Consider the following 23,133-nt stretch of genomic DNA (forward strand, 5'->3'; position numbering starts at 1 on the left):
ATTAATTTTCTATTTTGGCGCAGACCATTGCGCCTTTATCAACGCCCTCATAACCAATGACACTGATGTCATCACCAACATTTTCATTGGCTAATGTATGGGCGACAAAATGAGTCAGTTGCTCAACGGTCGTGTCAAAGTTAAGTATTTCACAGACATCTGCTGGCATCATAAGTTCAAACCGGCCTTGCGGCGCATCGTATGCAACACTATATAGATTTGGCACATGGCGTAATGCTTCAAGCGCTTCTGGCACAGTAATGTCGTCACTAGACACCATATCTTCTTCGGTGATTAAGTAAATATCTTGCCAGCGCAATGCCCAATAATGCTCTAACGCCTCATCTTTTTCGCCATTTCGTTCAATTTCAATAATACTGCGGTGTCCGTGTGCGATACGTTGGCAATTACCGTCATGCTTCTTTAAGCCATGGCTATAATGATAGAAAGCACCAAAAATTGGTTCTGCTGCTAGCTTCAATACCAAACCCGTTACATTCTCTGGCAACACCTTCATAATGGCGGCTTCTAGATGTTCAATGATGCCATTTTCGTCCACAACGTCTTTATCGATAAGCGCAAACGCTTCATGTGGGCAGTTAAGATATATCGGTAGTTGCTCTGGACGATCCAATAAGATCTGAGTTGATTCTTCCAATATATTGAACGAAATACATTTATTCTGAGCTGGGATTAATAATTTATGATCGACTTCGTCGTCAATGACCGCTTTGATTTGTTTTTTAACCAAACCAAAATCAAGCACCATACATTCATCATTGAGGCTGCCATCTAACTCGATATCGACGATTAGACTTTCTCCAACCATACCGCGTTCTTCACAAAGGTATGAGTAATCGATGACCGTTAAATTATTTACAAAAAGTTTCATGAATTTTCCTACGTTGGGCGGAAAGACAGTCCACCCTATTAAAATTATCGAGATTATAACCAACAAACTGGCAAATTAATCACGGTAACGCAAATGCACCATGATTGTGTGATCAAGGCATTGTTTTATCAATATTACTCGTTATCACTTGATAGACGTCTGGTTAATTGGTCGCGTAAATTCGGTGGGATCCCGACAATAGTGACAGTGTCGTTATGTAGATCGACAACCACACGTTCCCCTAAATGCTTTTGTTCGAAGCCAACGGTAACGCCGCCACCGGTGCCAGAAAATTTCTTTAGCTGGCGCAATGTAGTTCTGTCTCCTGGAATTTCATCTTCAAGTTCATAACCGTGTTGATTTACAAACTGATAGAGACCGCTTTCGCCATCGCTAGCAACCGAATTTGACAGTGATTTAATGCCAATTTCTTCACCACTGTCGATTTTATCTTTACAATAATCGAACACTTTTTCTCGGTATTGTTCTTTTTCACTACGATCAAATTCACTAGCCGAACAATAATCTTCTACCGCATTCATCAAACTCTTATTCTGTTCTTTGACATTAATGCCTTCTTTACACCCCATAAAATCAAGAAAGAAATCTGACACTTTACGACCAGCGCGGCCGCGAATAAATGAAATGTAACGATTACAATCAGGCTGTGCTTGCCACATCGTTAAGTCAATTCGTGCTGCAAGTTGCAAATTATTGAGCTCTAGATGTTGAGTTGCACTAACCTCTAACGTTTCATCTACTGCGATGGAGTCTTTTGGTGAGATCAAGGCCACGAATAAATAGTTACTAGCAATATGGGTATAGTTAGCAAGCATTAAATAACCTTGCTCTGCAAAGTTATATTTCATCAACTCAGTTTGCAGCAGCTTGATGGCTTGTTGTGAAAATGAAACGAAGTCATTATCTTGGTCAAGATAGTCCGTTAAGGCGCGTGAAAATTCTTGTTCTCCGTCGCCATCGTCGGCAAAAAAACCGTAACCCTTACCTTGTTTGCTGTTATAAATACGATGTAATTCGCTGACTAAGGTTTCTACGTCATTATTCAACGATAATACTTGATCGCGCGCTTCAAAAGTAACGTCACCGTTACTGGTGGTGTTAAGTTGATGTAAAATGATATGACGAATCGATACACTCATTTGATATTAGTCCCAAGCCAAAATTTGCTGTATTATAGCCGTGTTTTATTCCAATTATCCCGAAGTAATTGTCAGCTTGCGATAGATTGTGCAAATTAGCACCATCTTCAACGCATTTGATACGACTTCTTAGTCAATTAAGAGAGCAACATGGCTGTAAAATCAAAATACACTAACGAACAAGTCGAAAGTTTAATCATGCAATTATTAACTGTTTTAGAAAACAGTCAATCAAAAGCAGATCTAAGTTTAATGGCACTTGGAAATGCCGCGACGTCGGTCATCAATAATAGTGTCAGCCCAGCCCAGCGTAAACAAGTTGCTGCTAGCTTCGCAAAAGCGCTTGAAAACTCGGTAGAAGTTGAGCTTCACTAAGTATTAACGACTATTTGAAGGCACGCATGATTATCCAACTTGCGTGCCTTTTTAGTGCGTGTGATAATCTGCGGATTACTAATATAAATTTCGCTAATAGATAGAACATCTTATGGTAGACAATACAAATTCATATAAAGACCGAGTATCCAGACTTATTAGCTGGGGTCATTGGTTCATGTTTGCGAATATTTTATTAGCGATGCTGATGGCTGTTCGGTATATTTTTGCCGCGGAAGGTCAAGCAACCGTTATCTCTGTACTTTATGTTTTGATGGCTTGGATTGGGCATTTCGGACTGCTTGGCATTATTTGTTATGTCTTAGTGTTGTTTCCATTAACCTTTGTCTTCCCCTATTCTCATATTCTGCGCGGCGCAGGCGCGGTACTTGCAACGCTGTCTATTGTTGCTCTTTTGATTGACGGCAGCGTTTATCAAAACTATCAATTACATTTCAATTTATTTGCGTTTGACCTCGATGGATTTAATCTCAACAACACCATAGGCTGGAGCTCTATAAGTTTGTTTTTAATTGCCTTATTAGTCGTTGAACTCACCATCGCAAATCTAATATGGAAGAGGTTACACGTCATTCGTCAGTGGGACATCGGGAATAAACTTGCGGCATTTTTTGGTGTAATGTTTTTGTTAAGCCACATGGTGCATATATGGGCTGATGCGACAATATATCGGCCTGTATTATCATTTGATCGTACCTTTCCTTTTGCTCACCAATCGACAGCCCGCAGTTTTATTAAACGTCAAGGTTGGCTAGATGAGACACATCAAAAAGATTTAATGATCAATAAAAGCGCAAAATCAGTTATCTATCCACTGAGTCCGCTACAGTGCCACGCAACTGAGACAAATTTGCTTGTTATTACAGTCGCCAGAGTCAATGAAGATTTAGTGACACCTGAAATCATGCCAAAGCTGACGGCATTGTCTGCGCAAGGGTTATCTGCACAAGCCCATATTACCAACTCACTTGAAGATACTGATGCAACCTTCGGTTTTGAAACTGGCCTGCCCGCCATTTATCGTCCTGCATTTACCGCACAGAAATTATCGAGCCCGTTAATCGAGCTTACCAATAAAAGTATTAGGAAAAGTTTTGGCGTTCATGCCGATCAACTCACCAATAAAGACGCATTAGCCGTTGATAAAGAAAACGTTGACGATTTAGCGCAATGGATTGGTGAACAACGCGGTGCCCCCTACTTTGCCAACATAACACTCTATGCCAGTCAGCAACTGAATATCGGTACTAATACATTGCTTAATTTCGACCACGCGCTTACGCAAACAAGTTCTGCACCACAAAGAGTGCTTGCTACTCAATATGTTAACTCACTACATTATACAGATAGATTAATTGGCGAGTTACTCCAAGGAGTCGATTTAACTACGACCACCGTTGTGGTTACCGGTCATCGAGGTAATGATTTAACGCGACTTTATAATCAATCTTCGTCAGATTACTCTCAAGTAAACTTACAGGTTCCACTCATTATTGTTGGCCCAAATTTTGAACCTCAACAGGTTACTAAAGCAACATCTCACTACGACGTATTACCGACGCTTTTAAAAAGCCACTTTAAATGTGGCAATCCAGCGAGCGATATTAGTGTTGGTTATGACATTAAGAGTACACAACAATCTGACATGTTCTATTTAGGCAACGCGCATTACTTCTCGTTATACAAAGATGGCAACAACACCCAAATAGATCGTCAAGGTCAATATCGATTTTTTGATAAGCACTACATCCGCCAAGACGATGGAAAGTTATCCTTTCAATCACTGGTGGATTTAATGACAAATATCGAACGATTTGAACCTTAACGAAGAAAATTACAGCAGTAACAGGAAATTTAATGGCATATCAGCATCTAAGTGTTCAGCAATTACAAGAAATGCAAGCACAGCGCACTATCAACATAGTAGATACACGTGACCCTCAGTCTTATGCATTGGCGTGTATCCCTAACGCGTTCAATCTAAACCAAGGCAATCTAGAGCAACATCTAAGCGATTTGGATATGGATGAGCCACTCATTGTTTGTTGTTATCATGGGATAAGTAGTCAAGGCGTTGCACAGTTTTTGTTTGAGCGAGGGTTTGAAGAAGTCTACTCTTTAGATGGCGGTTTTGAAGCCTATCAAAACGCACAGTCAAGTAACTAGACCATGCCGTTGAAATGACTATGAAGAAAAGGTCAATCATTGGCCTTTTTTTATTTCAATAGTCTAATTGATTCGATAGCGCGGTAGATAGAAACTAAAACTGGTTCCCTGCTCTTCTTCACTCTCGACTTCAATATCACTATGATGCAGTGCTAATAACGCTTTAACTATTGCTAATCCAAGGCCCGCATTACCTGATTCACGGTCGGTTTTATTACTCGCTCGAAAATGGGCTTCAAACACTCTTGGCAATTGATCTTTGCTTATCCCGACACCACTATCTTGGACGGTGATATGAACCTTTTCTTGATTGTCAAAATTGACGAGATCAAAACGGATCACAATGCGCCCGCCCGGTGGTGTATGACGAATTGCATTGGCAACCAAATTACCGAATACGCGTTCTAGTTTTGCGATATCCGCATCAACTTGCAGTGAGGTGTCTTTAGGACTGACGTCAAGTTCAACGCCAGCTTGTTGCGCTCGAAGATCAAAAGAGTCCATGATGTCCTGCGCTAATTCAGCGACTGCAATTGGCTCTTGATGAAGCTCGACACTCCCCGTCTCTAAATGGGCTAGTTCGAAGACTTGTTCAACTAATCCACTTAATACCTTAGCGTTGCGCTGCGCTACATCAATGTAATGTGCACTGCTATCTTCAGCCGAGTCGCCGAATTGCTTTTGCCACGTTTCAATATAGCCTGTTAGAGACGATAACGGCGTTCGTAAATCATGTGAAATATACGACAGAAGTTCTTTGCGCTGGATATCTTTGATTTTTAACTGTTCAAGCTGTCTGGCAATCTTCTCGGACATATTGTCGATGACACTGGCTAACGCCACTTCTTCATTTGAACTAAGCCACGACGTCGAATTTTCCACTAGATTTAACTGTTGATTGCGATGCCATAGTTGCTCTTCTTGATACATCAGAACATTACAGGTCATTCGAGACAATGGTCTGGTAATTAACCAGATCAGTATTGTTCCAACAAATAGCGCAAACAATAATGCGCTCCCGCCAAGGATCAAAGATTCATTGAGTAATCTATTGTTGGTTAAGTTCGCTATAATTTTATCTTCAAGCTCTGAGCCAATGATGACGTAAAGGTAACCTTGATGTTGACCTTCGTAGTTTATCGGCGCTGCGGAAAATATCTTTTTCCGATTGGGATGACGAGGGTCATCGCCAAGCAGTGGAAACTGCACATCTGGTGATGTAAATGCTTTGATGGGCCCTAATGCTATTTTATCACGCTTTATTTTTCCTTCTTCCGCAGCATGTGCGAGTAAATTACCCTGAGTATCCGCCACATAAATCTCAAATGCAGGTCCCAATAACATCATATTGTGAAAGGTGTACTTAAGCGCTTTAGGATCAATTTCACCATTTTTTAAGATTTGCGCTTCGATTAACATGTGAGCCGCTAATTCTTCATGCAGCGCTTGCGTTGCTTGCTGCTCATAGCTTCTTGATGAATTGCCCATAAACCAGAGAAACATCAAGGTAATGGAAACGAATACGAGAACGAATAAGATGATTAATCGACTCGTCAGCCCTTTAAATAATTGCATGATGATTCCTGTCTGGGTGATTAGAGATATTCGAATTTATAACCGACGCCCCATATTGTATGGACGACCTTTGGCAAAGTGTCACACGCTTCTAGTTTTGCGCGCAGTCTATTGATATGAGAATTTACGGTGTGTTCGTAGCCAAGATGATTGTATCCCCATACAGAATCGAGTAACTGGCTTCGACTAAAGACTTGCCCAGGATTTCTTGCGAGAAAATGAATGAGATCAAACTCTGTTGATGTAAGGTCGATTGGGGAGTTTTGAAATGAGACTTTATGACGTTCTGGCTCTATGCACAGTTCACCAAAAACTAAATCTTGCGATGGCGGCTTTGAATCAACACTAAGTTGTGACCGACGAAACAACGCTCTAACCCGTGCTTCAAGTTCTCGAATACTAAAAGGTTTAGTAAGATAGTCATCAGCCCCCATATTGAGCCCCATGATGCGATCCGTTTCAGTATCTCGTGCGGTTAACATCATGATGGGTGTAGATGGATCGTTTAAACGTACTTGACGGCATATTTCCAGACCATCAACTTCTGGCAGCATAATGTCGAGCATCATCAGATCAAAACTACCGCTAAGCGCCAATGATAGGCCTGTTTTCCCATCATTGGCTTTGGAAACTTCAAAGCCAGCATTGATTAAGGTGATTTCAATTAAGTTAGCAAGATCGACTTCATCTTCAACGATTAATATATGCTGGCTCATTTATTTTCCTATCTTATACCAATTGCATTAAATATTTGCCCACTTGTACTTGTTAAAATTAACTAAAATGGCGTTGCTCTCAATCCTAATAGCCAGCTATTAGTCAATCGAGCGCCTTGTTTTAGCTGATTTTCTCTACGCACAACAAGATCACTTACTTAATACAATTGGTATTATTTAACGCGTTTAACAGTCACCCTTGCAACAAGATTGTCAAAACGGTGAGTGGAATCCAACACTGAATCAGGTAATCCATCATCTTGTGTCACAACCCCAGGATGCATGGTTACTTGGTCAGCACGATCATCCCGTGCAACATTAAAGCCTTCGCCTTGTCCCATTGTCGCTGGTCCGGGTATTGTTGCTGCAGTTTCTGAATCCGCTTCCGTTCCCGAATCATAGACGTTTAAACGAAATGACATGCTATCGCCAACGTTGTAGTTAGTGAGATCGTGACTATTAAGACCTGTAAAGGCGTCATTTGTATTCACCAACATTGATAATACTGACAAATTCAATGTAGTTTCTGTCGTTTCAATCGTTTGGGTCGATGTTTTACCGGGTCCTAATGGATCGGTATCGCTTGCTTTATTAACAATTGTAGATAACGCTAACACTTCTGTGTTGTCACCAGCTTCCGCTAACAACTCAAGTGCCGCATCGGCCGGCTCACCGATACTAAATGGCTTATAATCATCGTTGTGAGTAACTACGGTAATTGGCGATAGCGGCTGATTACTTGTAATGTTTGTTACCGTTACTTCATATTCATAAGTCGGTGCTGGTGCTGGTGTAGGTGCAGGCGTTGGTGTCGGTGCAGGTGTCGACGAATTAGAGCTACCGCCACAACCCGCTAAGGTCAACGCCGAAACACAGGCCAATGCAATGATCGATTTTTTCGGATTAAATAGATTTTTCATAAATCTCTCCTTACTTAACTGTTACAGTTACTCGTAGCACTGGATTCAACCAACGGTGAACAGTGTTGCTGACATCACTTTTGCCGCCATCTTGCATTGCATCACCAATATTTCCTGGGTGAATATGCACCGTCTTATTGGTGTCTTCAGTAGATAAGCCTGTACCGTTTTCACCAGCGTCACCTAATGGGAATGCAGGGATCCCAAGTTGGCCCGGCATACCCGCACCCATAACATAAAGTTCGTTATTGGCTTCAGTACCCGCATCATACGCATTAACATTGATGGTATAAGTGCCAGCTTCCGTAGGGATAGTCCACGCATCAACGCCCGCAAATGCGTCGTTCGTTGGTAATAACATGGCGGTTAATGAAAGATGTGTATCTGATTCAGTATTCAAGTCGAATTCTGATGTCGATTTACCAGGCATTAATAAGCCAGCATTAGGATTAGCTACTTTATGCCCATTTGCTGCATCAATTTCGGCACCAAGATCATCAATGCTTCCGCCTTCAGCCATTTTCTGAAGCGCAACAGAAGCTGCTTCACCGGTTTTAAATAGATGAGTATCACTATCATGGCTGGCAACTAGCAGTGGTGTGAACACCATGCCGTGAGTTAGGTTTGTTACTTTAATAGTTAATTCTGCAGCGGATGCTGAGGCACTAGACAGTGCGATTAATCCAGCAATGCTTGTAGCGAGTAAAGTCTTCTTATTATTCATGATATTTACTTCCTTTGATTTAGTGTTGCACTAATCTTAGAAAGCAAATATCCCGAAACTATCGTCAATTTATCACAAAATTATAACAAATCAATTTATCCAATAATTACAACAACTTCATACCATAATATTTGTGAAATTAAGATCAAAAACGTGGCAACCCCCAACAAAGTGTAACTTTGTTCGTCACTGGTAAATAGTGGCAGTAGCCATAATCCTAAACCAATGAATAAAAATCCAAAGTACCAATATAATTCAGGAGTGATCTGTTCAAATAATGATGCACTGTCATTTTCAAATAGTCCAAAGCCCAAGATGACTAAACTCAATACACTCCCAATCACACCAATAATAGGCAACAATTGATTGAACGCGACTAAACGATGCTTTGCTTTTACTAAAATTAATTGTGCCAGCACCGCGCCAGTGACAATTACTGGCAATAGAACCAATGGCGTTGATTGGGTAGATAATATGCCGATGGCATATATCCCCAATGGCAACAATGCACCATAAATGGCTTTGTCTGGAATAGCGCGCTTATTGGGGAGTTTTCCCTGCCAAATGCTTAATAGAATTCCGTATACGCCGCCAACCACCCCGACACCAATAAACCAGTTAGATAAACTGGTTTCAACCGCCATCATTAAGGATACAAAAATTACCGTCCAAATCGTAATTAATTCAGCTTGGATGCGGCTGTGTTGCCCAGGACACAACTGCCCTTTTTTTAGGATCAGGCACAAAATTGAAAATGCAAAGAAAGGTGAGAGTGCCAAGATTGGCACTACGATGTTATAGAATGAAATATCAATCACAGAATGTTCTCATTATGAAAATTTCGATGAATTATACCGAAACCAGTTAACTTTACGACAAGGAGTTTGCAATAAATTGCGATAGCTCTTTTGGCCGCATGCCACCGTTCACCATTCCTTTTAGTTTCCCTTGCTTAAATAGCGCAATAGTCGGTACTCCACGCAACTTATACTTGGTTGCAAACGCCTTATTTTTTGGTAAATACGCATGGGCAAACCGGACTTTACCAGAGTGACTTCTAGCGCTCTTGGTAAATATTTCAAAAAACGATTTGCAGATAGAACAATTAGGGCCAGACATAAACACTAACAATGGTACCTTAGCCTTGGATAACGGGACAAAATGGTGTGGCAACATTTCAATGACCACGCCATCCAGTAATGGCGTACGGCAATGATGGCATTCATGCTTATTGTTAATCGCTGATAAAGATAGTTTTGTGGCACTAGCACACGCGCTACACTCGACTGAAAAATTACTCATAAAATCACTTATATTTACGTGGCGTTGGTTGTGTAATACAGCAAACTGGTTGATCGTTTGGCATATCTCACCTTACTGATAAATCAATTCTATCATTCCTTGATTTACAAGTAAGGCAAAGGTTGCAATTTGTTGTGCTAGAATCGTGTCATCATATGAATTACTCTCTAGGGTCTGTTGACCTTTGCGGTTCAAATTTGTGGTTCAAATTTTGTTCAATCTAAAAGGATTTTGGGCACATGTTCATTGTTCCAGACTGAGTATAAGCACCTACATCCCTGTGGGCGAGGCATGAGGATTGATGCCTAGTTTATCTCGGCTTTGCCTCCTGAGTCGCTCTAATTCCTGCATCCGTGCAGTCATAGGTGAATGACGAATAACGCCGCACAAAATACGTTTAGGTGAACCCTACGGGCAGCATTTGTTTGTTATTTCTACCGCGTTATCGCCTATTCGTGTATTGCTACATGGATATGTAGCCCATTAGGATAATGCAGGAGCTATTATCGAGCCAGCTACACCACATAGGCTCTGCCTTGTAGAAACCCCAAACAAATTGCTGCAAACATGAACTCAAAAGATCAACAGACCCTAATATTTCTTGGCTCCAACGCTCATCGTTATAACCAATTGGAATAGAACTAGCAACGTTTAGATACTCCGTTGTAACTACTGAATGCCACAAGAGCCACACTTAAGTATTATTTCCGCTACTGAGCCTCTTTGAGAATAATTACGCAAAATTCATTGCCGACAATACGAATAAAAGCGCTTACCACACTATGTTTACGGCGTCTTAGAAAATTGATTAGAAATATATAACTAAGAATTAAGCCGATAAATTTGAATTATAACAATACTTTCACCGCATAAGTCGTTATGATTTTAATGGTAACGAGCTACTTTTCAAAACTTTGCTACAGGGAAAGAGAGAAGTAATCAGGATAATTTAAATTTTTTGCGAGAAGTTGTTATGAGTAAAGAACAGAAATTTTCGAAGTCTGATATTTTGTTGTCTACAACGGATTTAGACAGTCGGATCAAATACGCAAACCAGCATTTTTGTGATATCGCTGGTTATTCTTTAGACGAAATGGTTGGCCATCCACATAATATGGTACGCCACTCCGATATGCCCAAAGTAGCCTTTAATGATCTGTGGAGTTTTATCCAATCGGGTAAATCATGGATGGGGCCAGTGAAAAACAGTTGTAAAAATGGTAATTACTACTGGGTTAACGCATTTGTGACACCAATCAAGGATGAAAGCGGTAAAATTCACGAATATCAATCAGTGAGAACCTACCCAGAGCCCGAGGTCATTGAACGTGCTAATGAGATTTACCCTAAATTGGCTCAGGGCAATGTTCCACGTCAAGCTAAATCGAAGACCGATCAAACTCAATGGATCCTAGGTTTAATTCTTTCGGCAACAGCAGCAAGCCTTCTCAATCTCTATTCTTCAGGAATAAATATTGGTAGCGTAGCCTTAGTGATTATTCTAATGTCTACAACAGGTCTATTCATAACATGGCGCCAAAAGTATTTACGAGTTGTTAATATGGCGAAAGATATTTTTGATAATCCATTGATGACATATCTATATTCCGGAAATAACGATGACGTTGGTGTTATAGAGCTTGCCTTTAAGAAACGAGACGCTGAGATGAAGGCTATTGTCGGTCGCGTAAGCGATATATCCTCAATTATTTATGATACAGCTCAACAATCGTCAGAGCGTGGAGCCAGTGTGTCACAAATCCTTAGCGAACAACGCCATGAAACAGAGCAAGTGGCTGCTGCATCAAACGAAATGTCAGCCACTGTGCAAGAAATAACACAAACGGTGAGTCAAGCTGCACATGCGAGCCACGAAGGCTTGAAAATCAGTAGTCAAGGTCAAGAACAAGTTAACAAGACCACCAATGCAATCAACCAGCTGTCTAACCAATTAAACGAAGTCGATAATGCGATTAATAATCTGACATCAGGTTGTCGTTCCATCGAGTCAGTGTCTAACGAGATTAGCTCAATTGCTGAGCAAACCAATCTCTTAGCACTCAATGCCGCTATTGAAGCTGCGCGGGCTGGCGAGCAAGGCCGTGGATTTGCGGTTGTTGCAGACGAAGTACGTGCCCTCGCCCAGCGGACACAACATTCGACGAAAGAAATCGACGATCTACTTTCCCAATTAATGAAAGAGTCTGATTCAGCGACTCTCGCGATGAGTGAAGGCAATAAATTGTCTGATACTTGCGTCAAACTTTCTGAGCAAACGGGTGAGTCACTGGCGAAAGTACATCATGAAGTTAGTGATATCGCGGCAATTAGCCAACAAATAGCTGAAGCCATCGGCCAACAGGCAATCGCCGCAGAAGAGGTTAATCAGAACGTCATCGCCATTTCTGATATGTCCTCACAAAGTGAATCACATGGTCGGGAAGCAACCGAATTGAGCCTTAGCCTTCTTGATAAATTACGCGAGCAACAAGGTCTGATAATTCAATTCAAAGGATAATAAGGAAAAGAGGCGCCAATTGGCGCCTTTTTCCGCACTAGATTAAAACGTGACTGGTCTTCTCCCCTAATGCTGATAGACTTTGCAGCATACTCTGATAAAAACATTTTCTATGACTAACTTATCTCAACCCACTATCCTTTGGCACGATTATGAAACTTGGGGTGCCGACACTCGGCGTGATCGCCCCGCGCAATTCGCGGCAATTCGAACTGATCTTGATTTAAATATCATTGGCGATCCAATTGAACTTTATTGTGAGTTAGCTAACGACTATTTACCAGCACCTCAAGCGTGTTTTGTTACTGGCTTAACGCCACAAAAAGTCAACCGCTTAGGCATGCCAGAAACACAATTTATCGAAAAGATAAACAACATATTCAGCCAGCCAAACACTACGGTGGCAGGTTATAACAATATTCGTTTTGATGACGAAATTACTCGTCAAACACTTTATCGAAATTTTCAAGATCCCTACGCTAGAGAATGGCAAAACGGCTGTTCTCGCTGGGATATTATTGATTTGGTTAGAACATGCTATGCATTGCGTCCTGACGGCATAACATGGCCGACTAATGACGAAGGTGTGGTAAGTTTTCGACTAGAGTTACTCACGGCTGCTAATAATATCTCCCATGAAGGCGCGCATGACGCTATTAGCGACGTGATTGCCACGATTGAAATGGCCAAACTAATTAAAACGAAGCAACCTAAACTCTTTGATTATGTCTTTAATCTACGCCGCAAAGCACAAGTAAGTAAACAATTTGATTTAGTAAATTTCACGCCATTAGTTCATATTAGTTCAAAGATCCCTGCCACGTCGGGATGTTCAACCTACATCGCACCGATTGCCTATCATCCAGTGAACAAGAACGCGATGGTCTGTGTCAATCTCAATATGGATTTAAGTCCTCTTTTGGAATTGACTGCGCAAGAAATCAATGAACGCATGTATACAAAGCGAAGTGATTTAGGCCACCTTCTGCCAATCGCTTTAAAGTTAATTCACATTAACAAGTGCCCAGTCATAGCACCCGCAAAAACATTGACCAAAGAGGCTGCAGACCAACACGGAATTGACCGTGGGTTGTGCCGAAAGAATCTTGATTTACTCATCGCAAATCCCCAGCTACGAGAGACAGTCACCAACGTTTATCAAATCCAAAATGAACACCCAGAAGAAACCAATCCTGATTTAATGCTTTATAGCGGCGGATTTTTTTCACATCATGATAAGAATGCGATGGAAAGACTTCTGCAAACACCGCCTGAGCAACTCCCTGCGATTGATTTCAATTTTGAAGATAAGCGACTTAATGAAATGCTATTTCGCTACCGAGCGCGTAACTTCCCATTAACGCTATCTCAGTCAGAGCAACAGCGCTGGAACGATTACCGAATGAATACGATGGATGGACAAGGCTATGCTTATCAGTTAGAAACTCTGGCTTTAGAGCACGGGTCTGATGAACGAAAAATGGCGATTTTAAAAGCCTTATTCGAATATGCGAGCAGCTTGTAAAACATTAGATAGTTACAAACGGGAACCTGAATTAATTCAGGTGCCCACCTTAAGACTATTCAGCTTTTTTCTTCGTTAGCCTTGCATGCAAGCTTGAGGTATCCCAACGATTACCGCCCATTTCTTGGACATCGCCATAGAATTGATCAACGAGTGCGGTGACCGGTAATTTAGCCTGATTATTTCGCGCCTCATCCAAAGCAATCCCTAAATCTTTACGCATCCAATCAATAGCGAAACCAAATTCATATTCATTTTCAATCATTGCTTGATAACGGTTTTCCATTTGCCAGCTTTGTGCGGCTCCTTTGGAAATCACCTTGATGACTTTAGCAACATCAAGATTGGCTTGCTTAGCAAAATGTACACCTTCGGCCAGGCCTTGCACAACACCGGCAATACAAATTTGATTAACCATTTTAGCCAGCTGCCCCGCTCCGGCATCACCAATTCGCTCGGCGCAACGGGCATAGGCATCTAAAACAGGACGAACTTTATCAAAGGTTTCTTGTTCACCGCCAATCATAATGGTTAGTACCCCATTTTCGGCGCCAGCTTGTCCACCAGACACGGGAGCATCAAGAAAACCAATCGACTTAGTTTTACACACGCCTGCTAGTTCACGCGCAACATCCGCTGACGCTGTCGTATGATCACATAGGATCGAGTCACTTTTCATCGTGTGTAATACACCATCTTTGCCAACGGTCACTTCGCGTAAATCATCATCATTTCCAACACAACAAAATACCATAGCGGCATTTTTCGCTGCACTTGCTGGTGAAAGCGCGTGTTCACCGCCGTATTCTTTACACCAATCGACGGCTTTAGCAGTTGTTCTGTTATATACAACCACCTCATGCCCTGCTTTTTGTAAAAAACCTGCCATCGGATAACCCATGACACCTAGACCAATAAATGCTACTTTCATTATCTTTCCTAATATTTTTTATAAAACGATTTTAAATAACTATAGATTTTCGAACTTTTAGTTCGGTAGATTTCTTGATAAATCGCAGCGTTCTCACCGGGTTCGAACCGTTTACCATGTTTGACCATTGCTTTAGCGCCATCACTTATTGTGTCATAAAACCCTACTCCCTTCGCACAAGCAATCGCCGCGCCTAAACCAGATGTTTCATGAGTTTGAACACGTTCACACGGCAGGTTAAAGACATCGCTTGCAATTTGCATCACAACGTCACTTTGACTTCCACCGCCGCTAACGCGAATTAAGTCGATTTTCTCTGGGGATATCCGTTCTAGCCTAGCCACCCCCTGCTTTAACGAAAGCAAGATGCCTTCTATCAACGAACGATATAAGTCAAAACGAGTGTGATCTGGCGTAAATCCGACAATAGACCCTCGTGCTTCGGGTCCAGGATAAATCACGCCAGGCGCCCAAAACGGCTGAACAATGAGACCGTTACAACCTGGCTGAATATCGGCAATGCGTCGGCAAATGTATTCTTCAGGCTTAACACCAAGTCGATTTGCCTCTTGAACATCTTCTTGTCCATATTGCTCTATAAAATGACTCAGTAACCAGAACCCCCGCTGCAAGATAATTTCATTAATGAAACTATCTTCGACTAACGATGGATACGCTGGTAAATAGCGAAATGCTTCTCGATAATTTTGTTGAGTAATAGAGACTGTCGCTGCCGTACCTAAACTAATACTCGCTACATTTGGCGATGCTGTACCAGACGTAAGTGTCTCACAGGCTTTATCTGCACCTGCACTAATGATTGCGGTCCCAGCAATTAGCCCCGTCTCGCTTTGTGCTTGTTCACTAATGTGAGCAAGAGTCTCTCCAGGTTCGACGACATCGATCATTTGTTCTCGCGTCACGTCAATCGCTTCCCATTGCCATGCCCAAGCGTTACCCCATTGTCTCTTTTTGTAATTAAATGGAAGATAACCAACTTGAGCCGCAACCGAGTCCACCAGAACTCCGCTTAATTTATAGTTAAGCCATGCAGACAGAAATCCAATTTTTTTAGACTGGTGTGCAATTTCCGGTTGATGTTGCATAACCCAATTGCATTCCGATTCGCCCTGAAAGTAACTAAGCCGCTTGGTCATACCAATGACGCCAAAAGCAATTTTCCACCACGGAGAAAATGGTGGAAGTTTATTGGCGCGCCGGTTATCAGGCCACATAATAATCGGCCTCAATGGGCGACACTCTTCATCGAGGTGAATCACACAATTACGTTGAGTGGTAAGCGAGACGCCAACAATCTGGCTCGGCGTGATGTTTGATTCTCGCCATAGTGCCTTTAATACTTCACATACTTGTTGCCAGCAATAGTTAGCATCTTGTTCAGCCCACCCTAGCTGCGGCACTTCATAAGGAACGACTTGATGCATGATCTTTGTAATCAACTGACCGTTGCCATCGAACACCAAGGCTCTAATACTCTGAGTACCATAGTCGATGGTAATCAAATATTGATTTTGCGATGTATTGATATCTAACACTCTTATTTTTATTTCAGCGGGGCTATGTTATACCAAAATTTGCTTTAACCCAATGTGATTAAACGCAATTAGCATTGTTTTAGATGACGAAATTTTCAATAATAGTTGGACACAAAAAAGCCGCTAAAATCAGGTAGCGGCTTGGTATTTGGACGATAAAAAGTCAACGCGTAATAATTAGAATAACCCTTTTAGTTTGTCTTTAAGCTTATCTTTGGCTTTTTGCTTGGCTTCTTCTTTCGCTTTATCAGCAGCTAGTTTGGCTTTTACTTTAGCGTCATTGAGCTTAGACGTTAAGGCGGCTTTCTCTTGATCAAGCTTAGCCTTTAATGCGCCGCCGGTGTCGAGCCCAAACTTCGGTTCAGTAAAACTGCCGGTTACTTTCAAAGGAATGGCAAGACCAGCCAGATCACTACCACCATTTTGTCCCTTAGATGTACCAACTAACGTGACTTTAAGGTGATAATCAACAAGCTCTTGTAAAATATTAGCCGTACCTTGTCCGTTTAAACGTAAAAACGGCGCTTCCATTAGTAATGACGTATTGTTCACCAGTCCTTTACTCATCGTAAATTCACCGGTGAGCGCCGTAAAATCGGTTTTCTTTTCTTCTTCACTGGCACTACTCCCTAGCGCAGCCTTTACGCTGCGAAGTTTTTGCGCGAGATTAATACCGTATAATGCGCCGTCACGCACCGCAAAATTACCTTGACCATCAAGCACCTGTTTAATCTTACTAACCGTTAGCCCTTGTCCTTTGGCTACTAAGTTGAATTGGGTGGTTCCTGCTAAGAGGTCAACATCAGCGGCATCCTTAAGTAAAGGTAGAATTTGCACGCCGTTTAATTGCGTGTTGATTGAATAACTATTACGGCCCTTATCATGACTAACCGACGCGTTAAGTGTCATATTTCCTTCATACAAATCTACTGATAACGGTGCTAGTTTTGCGCTGCCATCTTTAACGTTTACAGCTAATTTCGTTTGACCAATGTTAATTCCTTTGGCTTTAAAACCAGCAATAACAAGCTTACCGTCGACATCTAATGTATTTAACACGCTAAGATCTGGTTCAACTTCAGGCGTCGGCTCGGTGGGTACAGTACTCGCCTCTTGATCTGATGCAGGTGCTGGAATAAGCGGGTTAAGATCCCACTCATTACCTTTAAGGTCAAAACGCACGGTCGTTTTGTCCAGTAATGCAACTGAGGCAGTACCATCAATGGTCATGCCGTTCACATCAAGCGATAATTGCTCTATCGTTGCAATCATCGGCGAGAGCTGAACGTTTGTGCTGGTTTTTAACGCTATGTTCATTTCACCTGCTGGCACATTTTCGCCCTTCAATGAACCATTTACGCTCATTGTCTTTAAGTCGATTGTCGAGATGTCTTTGTTTACGTTCATCATCGCCTTAAGATTTAAGTCGCCAACAAACTCATTGGTCACCACATTTAAGATCACATCTAATGTAGTGTCTTTTCCTAATTCAAACGCCCCTAATTCAATAAGCTTGATTGAAAGATCTGTTTCAGTGCCTAATTTCTTATCAATGACAGTAATCAAGGTGTTGGTAATATCAATGCCAGCTAACGCAAGTTTCGGGAGTTCGGACTGACGAGATTCTGTGGGGGTTACTTGCTTTGGTGTTGAAGAAGCGTTGTTGTTTCCCATACCGTCAAGGTTGCTTACCCCTTGAGCATTCGTTTCTAGATTAAACGATAAACCGTCTAAACTGACCTGACCTAACTTTACTTCTCCTGATAATAATGGCATCACATCAACAGAAACAGCTAACTTATCTATCTTAGCTAAGTTTTCTTTACTAAAACCCGGCGCATTTTTCAGTTCAATCTGACCCGTTCCAATAGCGAGTTTTGGAAAAATAACCCAACCGAGTTCGCCGTTAATGGCAAGTTTTCGATTTAGCGATTTTTCAGCTTGTTGTTCGATTTCTGCTTTATAGTCGTTTGGATCAACCAAAAGCACTAAGCCGATGATGGCAACAATGATTAGGAGTACGATAGCCAGAACTATCTTTAAAAAACGTTTCATCTAGATTCCCTGATTAGAAAGTAATAATGCGTATTATGATAGACAACTAGTAATTATACCAATTCCATTAAATAACTGACCACCTGTGCTTGCTATTGGGATTGACAACAACAGCGTTGCTCTCAATCCCAATAGCAAGGTATTACATCAATTCATTTATTGCGGTTGAAATGTAATATTTATCATAGAAAAAAAGGCAGCGATAATCATCGCTGCCTTATTTTGAAGATAACCTTTACTGTGGGTAAGCGTTACTTAATGCCTGATATACATTGTCAGCAAGCGATGCATCACAGGCTAATGCATTTAATGCGTCTGCGAGATGCTCGTTGTCTTCACGCCCGTTCCAAACTTTAATGTACGATCCGTCTTTATAACCATGATCTTGGCGGAAATAATTTAGAACATTTTTGCCAATGTACCACTTATAAAGAGCATCAAAATTAAACTCCACCACTGACATCACTTTACAAAATTCACTGTATGGCATTTCAGATAACGCAGACTTGCCCACCAATGCTTTAGCCAGTGGCAAAAACATACCTGTGTGATGTGTTTGATTAAAGTGATCTTCCCAAATTCTAGCACTTTGCACGATTGCTTCGTCAATCGGCAATGCAGGGTGACGTTTTAATTCGGCACTCATTAAGAAGTGCCAGATATCCACCAGCTCTAGGTGCACCTGTTCGATATCTGGAGTTTGATGCTTCCACCATTTCCAGCCGTAGTGATCGATCATTTCGGCGCCTTCAACAACAACGGCACAGTGCCAATCTTGCGACGGATCATTTATCCAATCGGGGTTTATTGCGGCGTTAAGTTTGTTTTGCATTTCAAACATTTGTCGAAGTTGCGCAATCATAAATTTTCCTATTATAATTTTGATTATTCTGCAGTTGGCGTATCATAACATGAGTCTAATAATGACTGCATCTGAACTACGCCTTTTCGTCTGGTGTATTCAATATTCCGTTCTGGAATCATCTCCGGTCGCAAAAAATTACTGAGCGCTTTGGTAATATCCGCTTCTCTAATTAAATGAAGTGTAGGATAAGGCGCCCTATTCGTAAAATTAGCAGCATCTTGTGTTGCCTGCTCATCAAAGCAATAGTCGGGATGAAAACTCGCTAATTGATAAGTACCTTCATAATTGTCATTCGCTAATTGTTGCTGTGCACACGTTAGTAAATCAAGGTACTGATCAAAATCCATCTCTGGATCAGAAAAGATCAACAACGTCGTTGCAATCGACGAGTCTTTGTCGAGTTGCTGGCACGCATCCCAAAGTCTATCGAGGTAATTATTGAATCGAGCCGGTGGGATAACTAGATAGTGAATTGTTTGCGCTTGCACTTCTGCTTTTGCAAAGGGACAGATATTCATTCGAACTATAACTTTATCGACCCAAGCTTTTGTATGAGAAATGATGGCCGCATGGTTGTCTGCAAACCGGCAGCGATTTTCAATGGTACTCATGCCTTAAGAGGCTTCCTCTATCGACGTCACATTGTCGTTATTATCAGCAGCTAAATCAGGTTGCTTACCTTTGAGCGCTTTTTCCACGTTCTTCGCATTTAGCGCTAGATAAATGGTTAATGACTCTAGATCATCTTCCTTCAGCTTAGGAAGTACATTGTCATGACGCAGCATTTGCTGTAACAATTCTGCATTATCGAGGGCTTTATCATAAGCGTCAGCGGCTTTCTTATCTGCAGTGCGCAATTTTTCTACCCCTCTTTTATCTTTAACAATATATTCGATTTCGATCATTAATCTGTCCTCTAAGTTTGAGATCCAATAATACTGTATATTAAACCAGTACTGCAACCATTTTATTTAAAAAGCTTATTTAATAAACAAATCCTGAAAATTTTTGCTGGTTTGTTCAGCTAACTGCTCAACCGATACTTGTTTCAGATCAGCGATAAATTCGGCTACATCTTTAACAAACGCCGGTTGGTTCTCCTTACCACGATGAGGAACAGGCGCTAGATACGGCGAATCAGTCTCAATTAATAGTCGGTCAAGCGGCAGTTTTCTAACCGTTTCTCTCAATTCCTTGGCGTTTTTAAAGGTAACAATACCGGAGATTGAGATATAGAAGCCCAAATCAATCGCTTGTTTAGCCATTTCATAACTTTCTGTGAAACAGTGCAAAACACCACCGACTTTGTCTGCGTGGCCTTGCTTCAATATATCAATGGTCTGCTCACGTGCGTCGCGCGTATGAATAATAAGTGGCTTGTTAACCTTAGTCGAAACATCTACATGTTCAATAAAACTTTGAGTCTGTACTTCTAATGTTTCTGGCGCATAGAAAGCATCAAGGCCAGTTTCACCAACCGCCACGACACGACTGTTACGGCAATATTTCTCAAGAACTGTTGGGTTTACCATTTCTTCTTGATATAGCGGGTGTTGACCACAACTCGCATGAATAAAATCATAAGACTCGATCGTTTTAAGCATCGCGGGATAAGATGCCAAATCAACGCTAACACAGAGCATTTCGTTGACGCCATGCGCGAGCGCATTATTGATAACATTATTTAAATCATTGTTGTAAAGTGACAAATCAAGTCTGTCGAGGTGGCAATGTGAATCTATAAACATATTTTCTTCAGGTTTTCTTTTTAATTGAGTTGTTTATTATGCGTTACATCGTTGAGGTAACATCAGCGCCACTAAGCTTGGCACCCAGTAATTTTTCTATTTCTGAGCGTAATTTGATTTGGTTCTCATTCAATGAAACACCAAAACCCACAGGTCGTCCACCTTGCGCACCTAGTGGATTAATCCAAATCACACTTCCTTCAAATTCAATTGGTTCAAGATCATCAGGTAACATTACGCTAACCTGAATCATTTGCCCTAATTCCACGCGTTCTTGGCTCATAAAGAATAAACCACCATGGTTCACAAACGGCATATAGCTTCCATAAAGCTGCTGCACATTCTTAAACTCAATACTTATAGATACCATTGTTGTCGTCCCTAATGTCCAATTATTCTTTCAGTAATTTCAATCAAAACGTTGCGTAACTGCATTAACCCATTAAGCCCCGTATTATCAGCTAATTGGTGCCTCAATTGATTCATTTTACGATCAAAATCAGTCAAACATACAGTATCAATTTTATTCATGCCCGTTTGGAGCGCTGGAGCGAGTACTGTATTTGTAGTGCCAGTCAATAACTGACCCTTTGTAGCCCAGTGATTAAATCTAATTATCATCATTAGGCATTCGTCAAGCGCCACTGGATTACTCTTGTGGCTAGTAAGTTTTTCAATTTCTTGCGCTAGATTAATAGCCTCAGAACAAGCTTGTTCCAGTTGGCGATTTTGCCACGCTAAATATAAAGCATTACTTCGACTTAACATAGGCTCGATTAGTAGAAACTGGTCACTGTCGAGGGCTTCAATGGCCTTTAGTGGCGAATCGCCAAGCAAGGATAGCTGATCGCTAGTTATGGACTTTCCACTTTTTCGTTCAAGCCATTTAAGTAACTTAGCACGTTCAGGCTGATTGATAGCCATTTTAAAACAGCGACTCAATATGGTTGCCGAAACCTGTGCCAGCTTAGACGTTGAGAGTAAAAAATACACATGTAAAGGCGGCTCTTCGAGAATTTTTAGTAAAGCGTTTTGTGCTGATTCCGTCATGGATTCAACACCGTCAATAACCACCACACGGCGCTTATTAACTAAGCCTGTACCTATCACTTTTTGGCTTAAGGTTCTGATTTGCTCAATGCTAATTTGGCTCTTGTTATCTAAACAAGCAATGTGATAGAAATCAGAATGAGTGTTTGAAGCATGTAGCTGACAGTCTTGGCATTGCCCACACGCTTTATCTTCGTTTATCTGAGCACAATGAAAGAGTTTAACGAGTCGTTCCAACAATTGCGCTTTACCCAACGAAACACTCGAATGGAATAACAGCGCGTGATGAAGCCTGTTATCACTCAAATCTTTCGCCAATGAAAGATAGGGCTTTACAAGCCATGGATATAAGCTTTGCTGTGTCTTAATCTCGCTCATTGATGCACACTTATTATTTTTGTAAGGCTAGAAAGTTAGTTAACGCATCTTCGATATCTTTCGCAACCGATTCAATGGACTGCGAGGCGTCGATTTTTATTACACTGGCATCTGTCGCTGCGGCGTCAAGATAGACATCACGCGCCCGCTGAAAAAAACTAAGTTCGTTCTGTTCAATACGGTCGAGTTCTCCACGGGCTTGAGCTCGTGATAATCCAAGTGATGGGTCGATATCTAAATAGAGAGTTAAATCTGGTTTAAAATCACCAAGTACCGCGTTTTTAATGGGTGCCATAATATTTTTAAGACCACGACCGCCACCTTGATACGCTTGAGAAGATAGATCATGGCGGTCGCCAACAACCCACTTCCCAGCGTTAAGCGCTGGCTTAATAACGCGCTCTACTAGTTGACTGCGGGCTGCGTACATTAACAAAAGTTCACTTTCAATCGTTAGCTCTTCGTCAGCGTGCGCTTGTTTTACTAATGCTCTCATTGCCTCAGCCAGTGGCGTGCCGCCGGGTTCTCGGGTTGAAACCACGTCCTTTATTTTATGGTTGTTAAGTACCGACATAATGTGACTAATTGCGGTTGACTTACCTGCTCCTTCGAGCCCTTCGATGACGATAAACTTTGACATACTAATCTCTAGATTT

At 41.5% G+C, this 23,133-nt stretch carries 23 protein-coding genes; 5 read left to right on the forward strand and 18 right to left on the reverse strand.

Annotated elements, in window-relative coordinates:
• Position 1 precedes the first annotated feature (1 nt).
• Complete coding sequence (locus ACMAZF_RS10015; protein WP_435273726.1) at positions 2 to 892, reverse strand: hypothetical protein; 891 nt, start codon at positions 890 to 892, stop codon at positions 2 to 4.
• A gap of 134 nt (positions 893 to 1,026) precedes the next feature.
• The gene (gene yejK / locus ACMAZF_RS10020) at positions 1,027 to 2,052 is read right to left on the reverse strand and encodes a nucleoid-associated protein YejK (RefSeq protein WP_435273727.1); all 1,026 of its coding nucleotides are present in this window, start codon (positions 2,050 to 2,052) and stop codon (positions 1,027 to 1,029) included.
• Positions 2,053 to 2,202: 150 nt separating this feature from the next.
• On the opposite strand from yejK, the gene ACMAZF_RS10025 reads away from it, so the two are divergent.
• The 3 genes from ACMAZF_RS10025 to glpE all read left to right on the forward strand — a co-directional run bounded on the left by ACMAZF_RS10025 (position 2,203) and on the right by glpE (position 4,614).
• Positions 2,203 to 2,427 carry a DUF1414 domain-containing protein gene (locus ACMAZF_RS10025; protein ID WP_435273728.1) on the forward strand — a complete coding sequence of 75 codons (225 nt, stop codon included), beginning with the start codon at positions 2,203 to 2,205 and terminating at the stop codon, positions 2,425 to 2,427.
• Positions 2,428 to 2,539: 112 nt separating this feature from the next.
• Positions 2,540 to 4,273 carry a DUF3413 domain-containing protein gene (locus ACMAZF_RS10030; protein WP_435273729.1) on the forward strand — a complete coding sequence of 578 codons (1,734 nt, stop codon included), beginning with the start codon at positions 2,540 to 2,542 and terminating at the stop codon, positions 4,271 to 4,273.
• A 32-nt stretch (positions 4,274 to 4,305) separates the two neighbouring features.
• Positions 4,306 to 4,614 (forward strand): thiosulfate sulfurtransferase GlpE, encoded by a 309-nt coding sequence (gene glpE / locus ACMAZF_RS10035; protein WP_435273730.1) that lies wholly within the window; start codon positions 4,306 to 4,308, stop codon positions 4,612 to 4,614.
• A gap of 63 nt (positions 4,615 to 4,677) precedes the next feature.
• Here the strand turns inward: glpE and ACMAZF_RS10040 are convergent, their stop codons facing one another.
• The 6 genes from ACMAZF_RS10040 to ACMAZF_RS10065 all read right to left on the reverse strand — a co-directional run bounded on the left by ACMAZF_RS10040 (position 4,678) and on the right by ACMAZF_RS10065 (position 9,851).
• The gene (locus tag ACMAZF_RS10040) at positions 4,678 to 6,189 is read right to left on the reverse strand and encodes a sensor histidine kinase (RefSeq protein WP_435273731.1); all 1,512 of its coding nucleotides are present in this window, start codon (positions 6,187 to 6,189) and stop codon (positions 4,678 to 4,680) included.
• Positions 6,190 to 6,209: 20 nt separating this feature from the next.
• Positions 6,210 to 6,905, reverse strand: coding sequence for a response regulator transcription factor (locus ACMAZF_RS10045; protein ID WP_435273732.1), 696 nt, complete (start codon positions 6,903 to 6,905; stop codon positions 6,210 to 6,212).
• A gap of 173 nt (positions 6,906 to 7,078) precedes the next feature.
• The gene (locus tag ACMAZF_RS10050; RefSeq protein ID WP_435273733.1) at positions 7,079 to 7,825 is read right to left on the reverse strand and encodes a spondin domain-containing protein; all 747 of its coding nucleotides are present in this window, start codon (positions 7,823 to 7,825) and stop codon (positions 7,079 to 7,081) included.
• A gap of 10 nt (positions 7,826 to 7,835) precedes the next feature.
• Entirely contained in the window at positions 7,836 to 8,549 is a 714-nt protein-coding gene (locus tag ACMAZF_RS10055; RefSeq protein ID WP_435273734.1) for a spondin domain-containing protein, read from the reverse strand.
• Between the two features lie 95 nt (positions 8,550 to 8,644).
• Positions 8,645 to 9,367 (reverse strand): hypothetical protein, encoded by a 723-nt coding sequence (locus ACMAZF_RS10060; RefSeq protein WP_435273735.1) that lies wholly within the window; start codon positions 9,365 to 9,367, stop codon positions 8,645 to 8,647.
• Positions 9,368 to 9,419: 52 nt separating this feature from the next.
• Positions 9,420 to 9,851 (reverse strand): thioredoxin domain-containing protein, encoded by a 432-nt coding sequence (locus ACMAZF_RS10065; RefSeq protein ID WP_435273736.1) that lies wholly within the window; start codon positions 9,849 to 9,851, stop codon positions 9,420 to 9,422.
• A 973-nt stretch (positions 9,852 to 10,824) separates the two neighbouring features.
• Here ACMAZF_RS10065 and ACMAZF_RS10070 point away from each other — a divergent pair.
• Both ACMAZF_RS10070 and sbcB read left to right on the forward strand, forming a co-directional pair.
• Positions 10,825 to 12,369, forward strand: a complete 1,545-nt coding sequence (locus tag ACMAZF_RS10070) for a methyl-accepting chemotaxis protein (RefSeq protein ID WP_435273737.1) — start codon at positions 10,825 to 10,827, stop codon at positions 12,367 to 12,369.
• Positions 12,370 to 12,481: 112 nt separating this feature from the next.
• Entirely contained in the window at positions 12,482 to 13,894 is a 1,413-nt protein-coding gene (gene sbcB, locus ACMAZF_RS10075) for an exodeoxyribonuclease I (RefSeq protein ID WP_435273738.1), read from the forward strand.
• A 55-nt stretch (positions 13,895 to 13,949) separates the two neighbouring features.
• On the opposite strand, the gene ACMAZF_RS10080 is transcribed toward sbcB, so the two are convergent.
• From ACMAZF_RS10080 to tmk, 10 genes are all read right to left on the reverse strand, one after another.
• Positions 13,950 to 14,828 (reverse strand): NAD(P)-dependent oxidoreductase, encoded by an 879-nt coding sequence (locus ACMAZF_RS10080; protein ID WP_435277223.1) that lies wholly within the window; start codon positions 14,826 to 14,828, stop codon positions 13,950 to 13,952.
• A gap of 5 nt (positions 14,829 to 14,833) precedes the next feature.
• Positions 14,834 to 16,381 (reverse strand): FGGY-family carbohydrate kinase, encoded by a 1,548-nt coding sequence (locus ACMAZF_RS10085; RefSeq protein ID WP_435273739.1) that lies wholly within the window; start codon positions 16,379 to 16,381, stop codon positions 14,834 to 14,836.
• 177 nt (positions 16,382 to 16,558) lie between these two features.
• Positions 16,559 to 18,436, reverse strand: coding sequence for an AsmA family protein (locus tag ACMAZF_RS10090; RefSeq protein ID WP_435273740.1), 1,878 nt, complete (start codon positions 18,434 to 18,436; stop codon positions 16,559 to 16,561).
• A 235-nt stretch (positions 18,437 to 18,671) separates the two neighbouring features.
• Entirely contained in the window at positions 18,672 to 19,298 is a 627-nt protein-coding gene (locus ACMAZF_RS10095; RefSeq protein WP_435273741.1) for a dUTP diphosphatase, read from the reverse strand.
• 23 nt (positions 19,299 to 19,321) lie between these two features.
• Complete coding sequence (locus ACMAZF_RS10100; protein ID WP_435273742.1) at positions 19,322 to 19,912, reverse strand: DUF1415 domain-containing protein; 591 nt, start codon at positions 19,910 to 19,912, stop codon at positions 19,322 to 19,324.
• A 3-nt stretch (positions 19,913 to 19,915) separates the two neighbouring features.
• Positions 19,916 to 20,206, reverse strand: coding sequence for a YebG family protein (locus ACMAZF_RS10105; RefSeq protein WP_435273743.1), 291 nt, complete (start codon positions 20,204 to 20,206; stop codon positions 19,916 to 19,918).
• Positions 20,207 to 20,281: 75 nt separating this feature from the next.
• Positions 20,282 to 21,049, reverse strand: a complete 768-nt coding sequence (locus ACMAZF_RS10110; RefSeq protein ID WP_435273744.1) for a TatD family hydrolase — start codon at positions 21,047 to 21,049, stop codon at positions 20,282 to 20,284.
• Positions 21,050 to 21,092: 43 nt separating this feature from the next.
• Positions 21,093 to 21,419, reverse strand: coding sequence for a PilZ domain-containing protein (locus ACMAZF_RS10115; protein WP_435273745.1), 327 nt, complete (start codon positions 21,417 to 21,419; stop codon positions 21,093 to 21,095).
• Positions 21,420 to 21,430: 11 nt separating this feature from the next.
• On the reverse strand, positions 21,431 to 22,477 hold the full coding sequence (locus ACMAZF_RS10120) for a hypothetical protein (protein WP_435273746.1): 1,047 nt from the start codon (positions 22,475 to 22,477) through the stop codon (positions 21,431 to 21,433).
• 13 nt (positions 22,478 to 22,490) lie between these two features.
• Positions 22,491 to 23,117 (reverse strand): dTMP kinase, encoded by a 627-nt coding sequence (tmk, locus tag ACMAZF_RS10125; protein WP_435273747.1) that lies wholly within the window; start codon positions 23,115 to 23,117, stop codon positions 22,491 to 22,493.
• Positions 23,118 to 23,133: the final 16 nt, after the last annotated feature.

Source organism: Psychrobium sp. nBUS_13 (assembly GCF_051201665.1).
GTDB lineage: Bacteria > Pseudomonadota > Gammaproteobacteria > Enterobacterales > Psychrobiaceae > Psychrobium.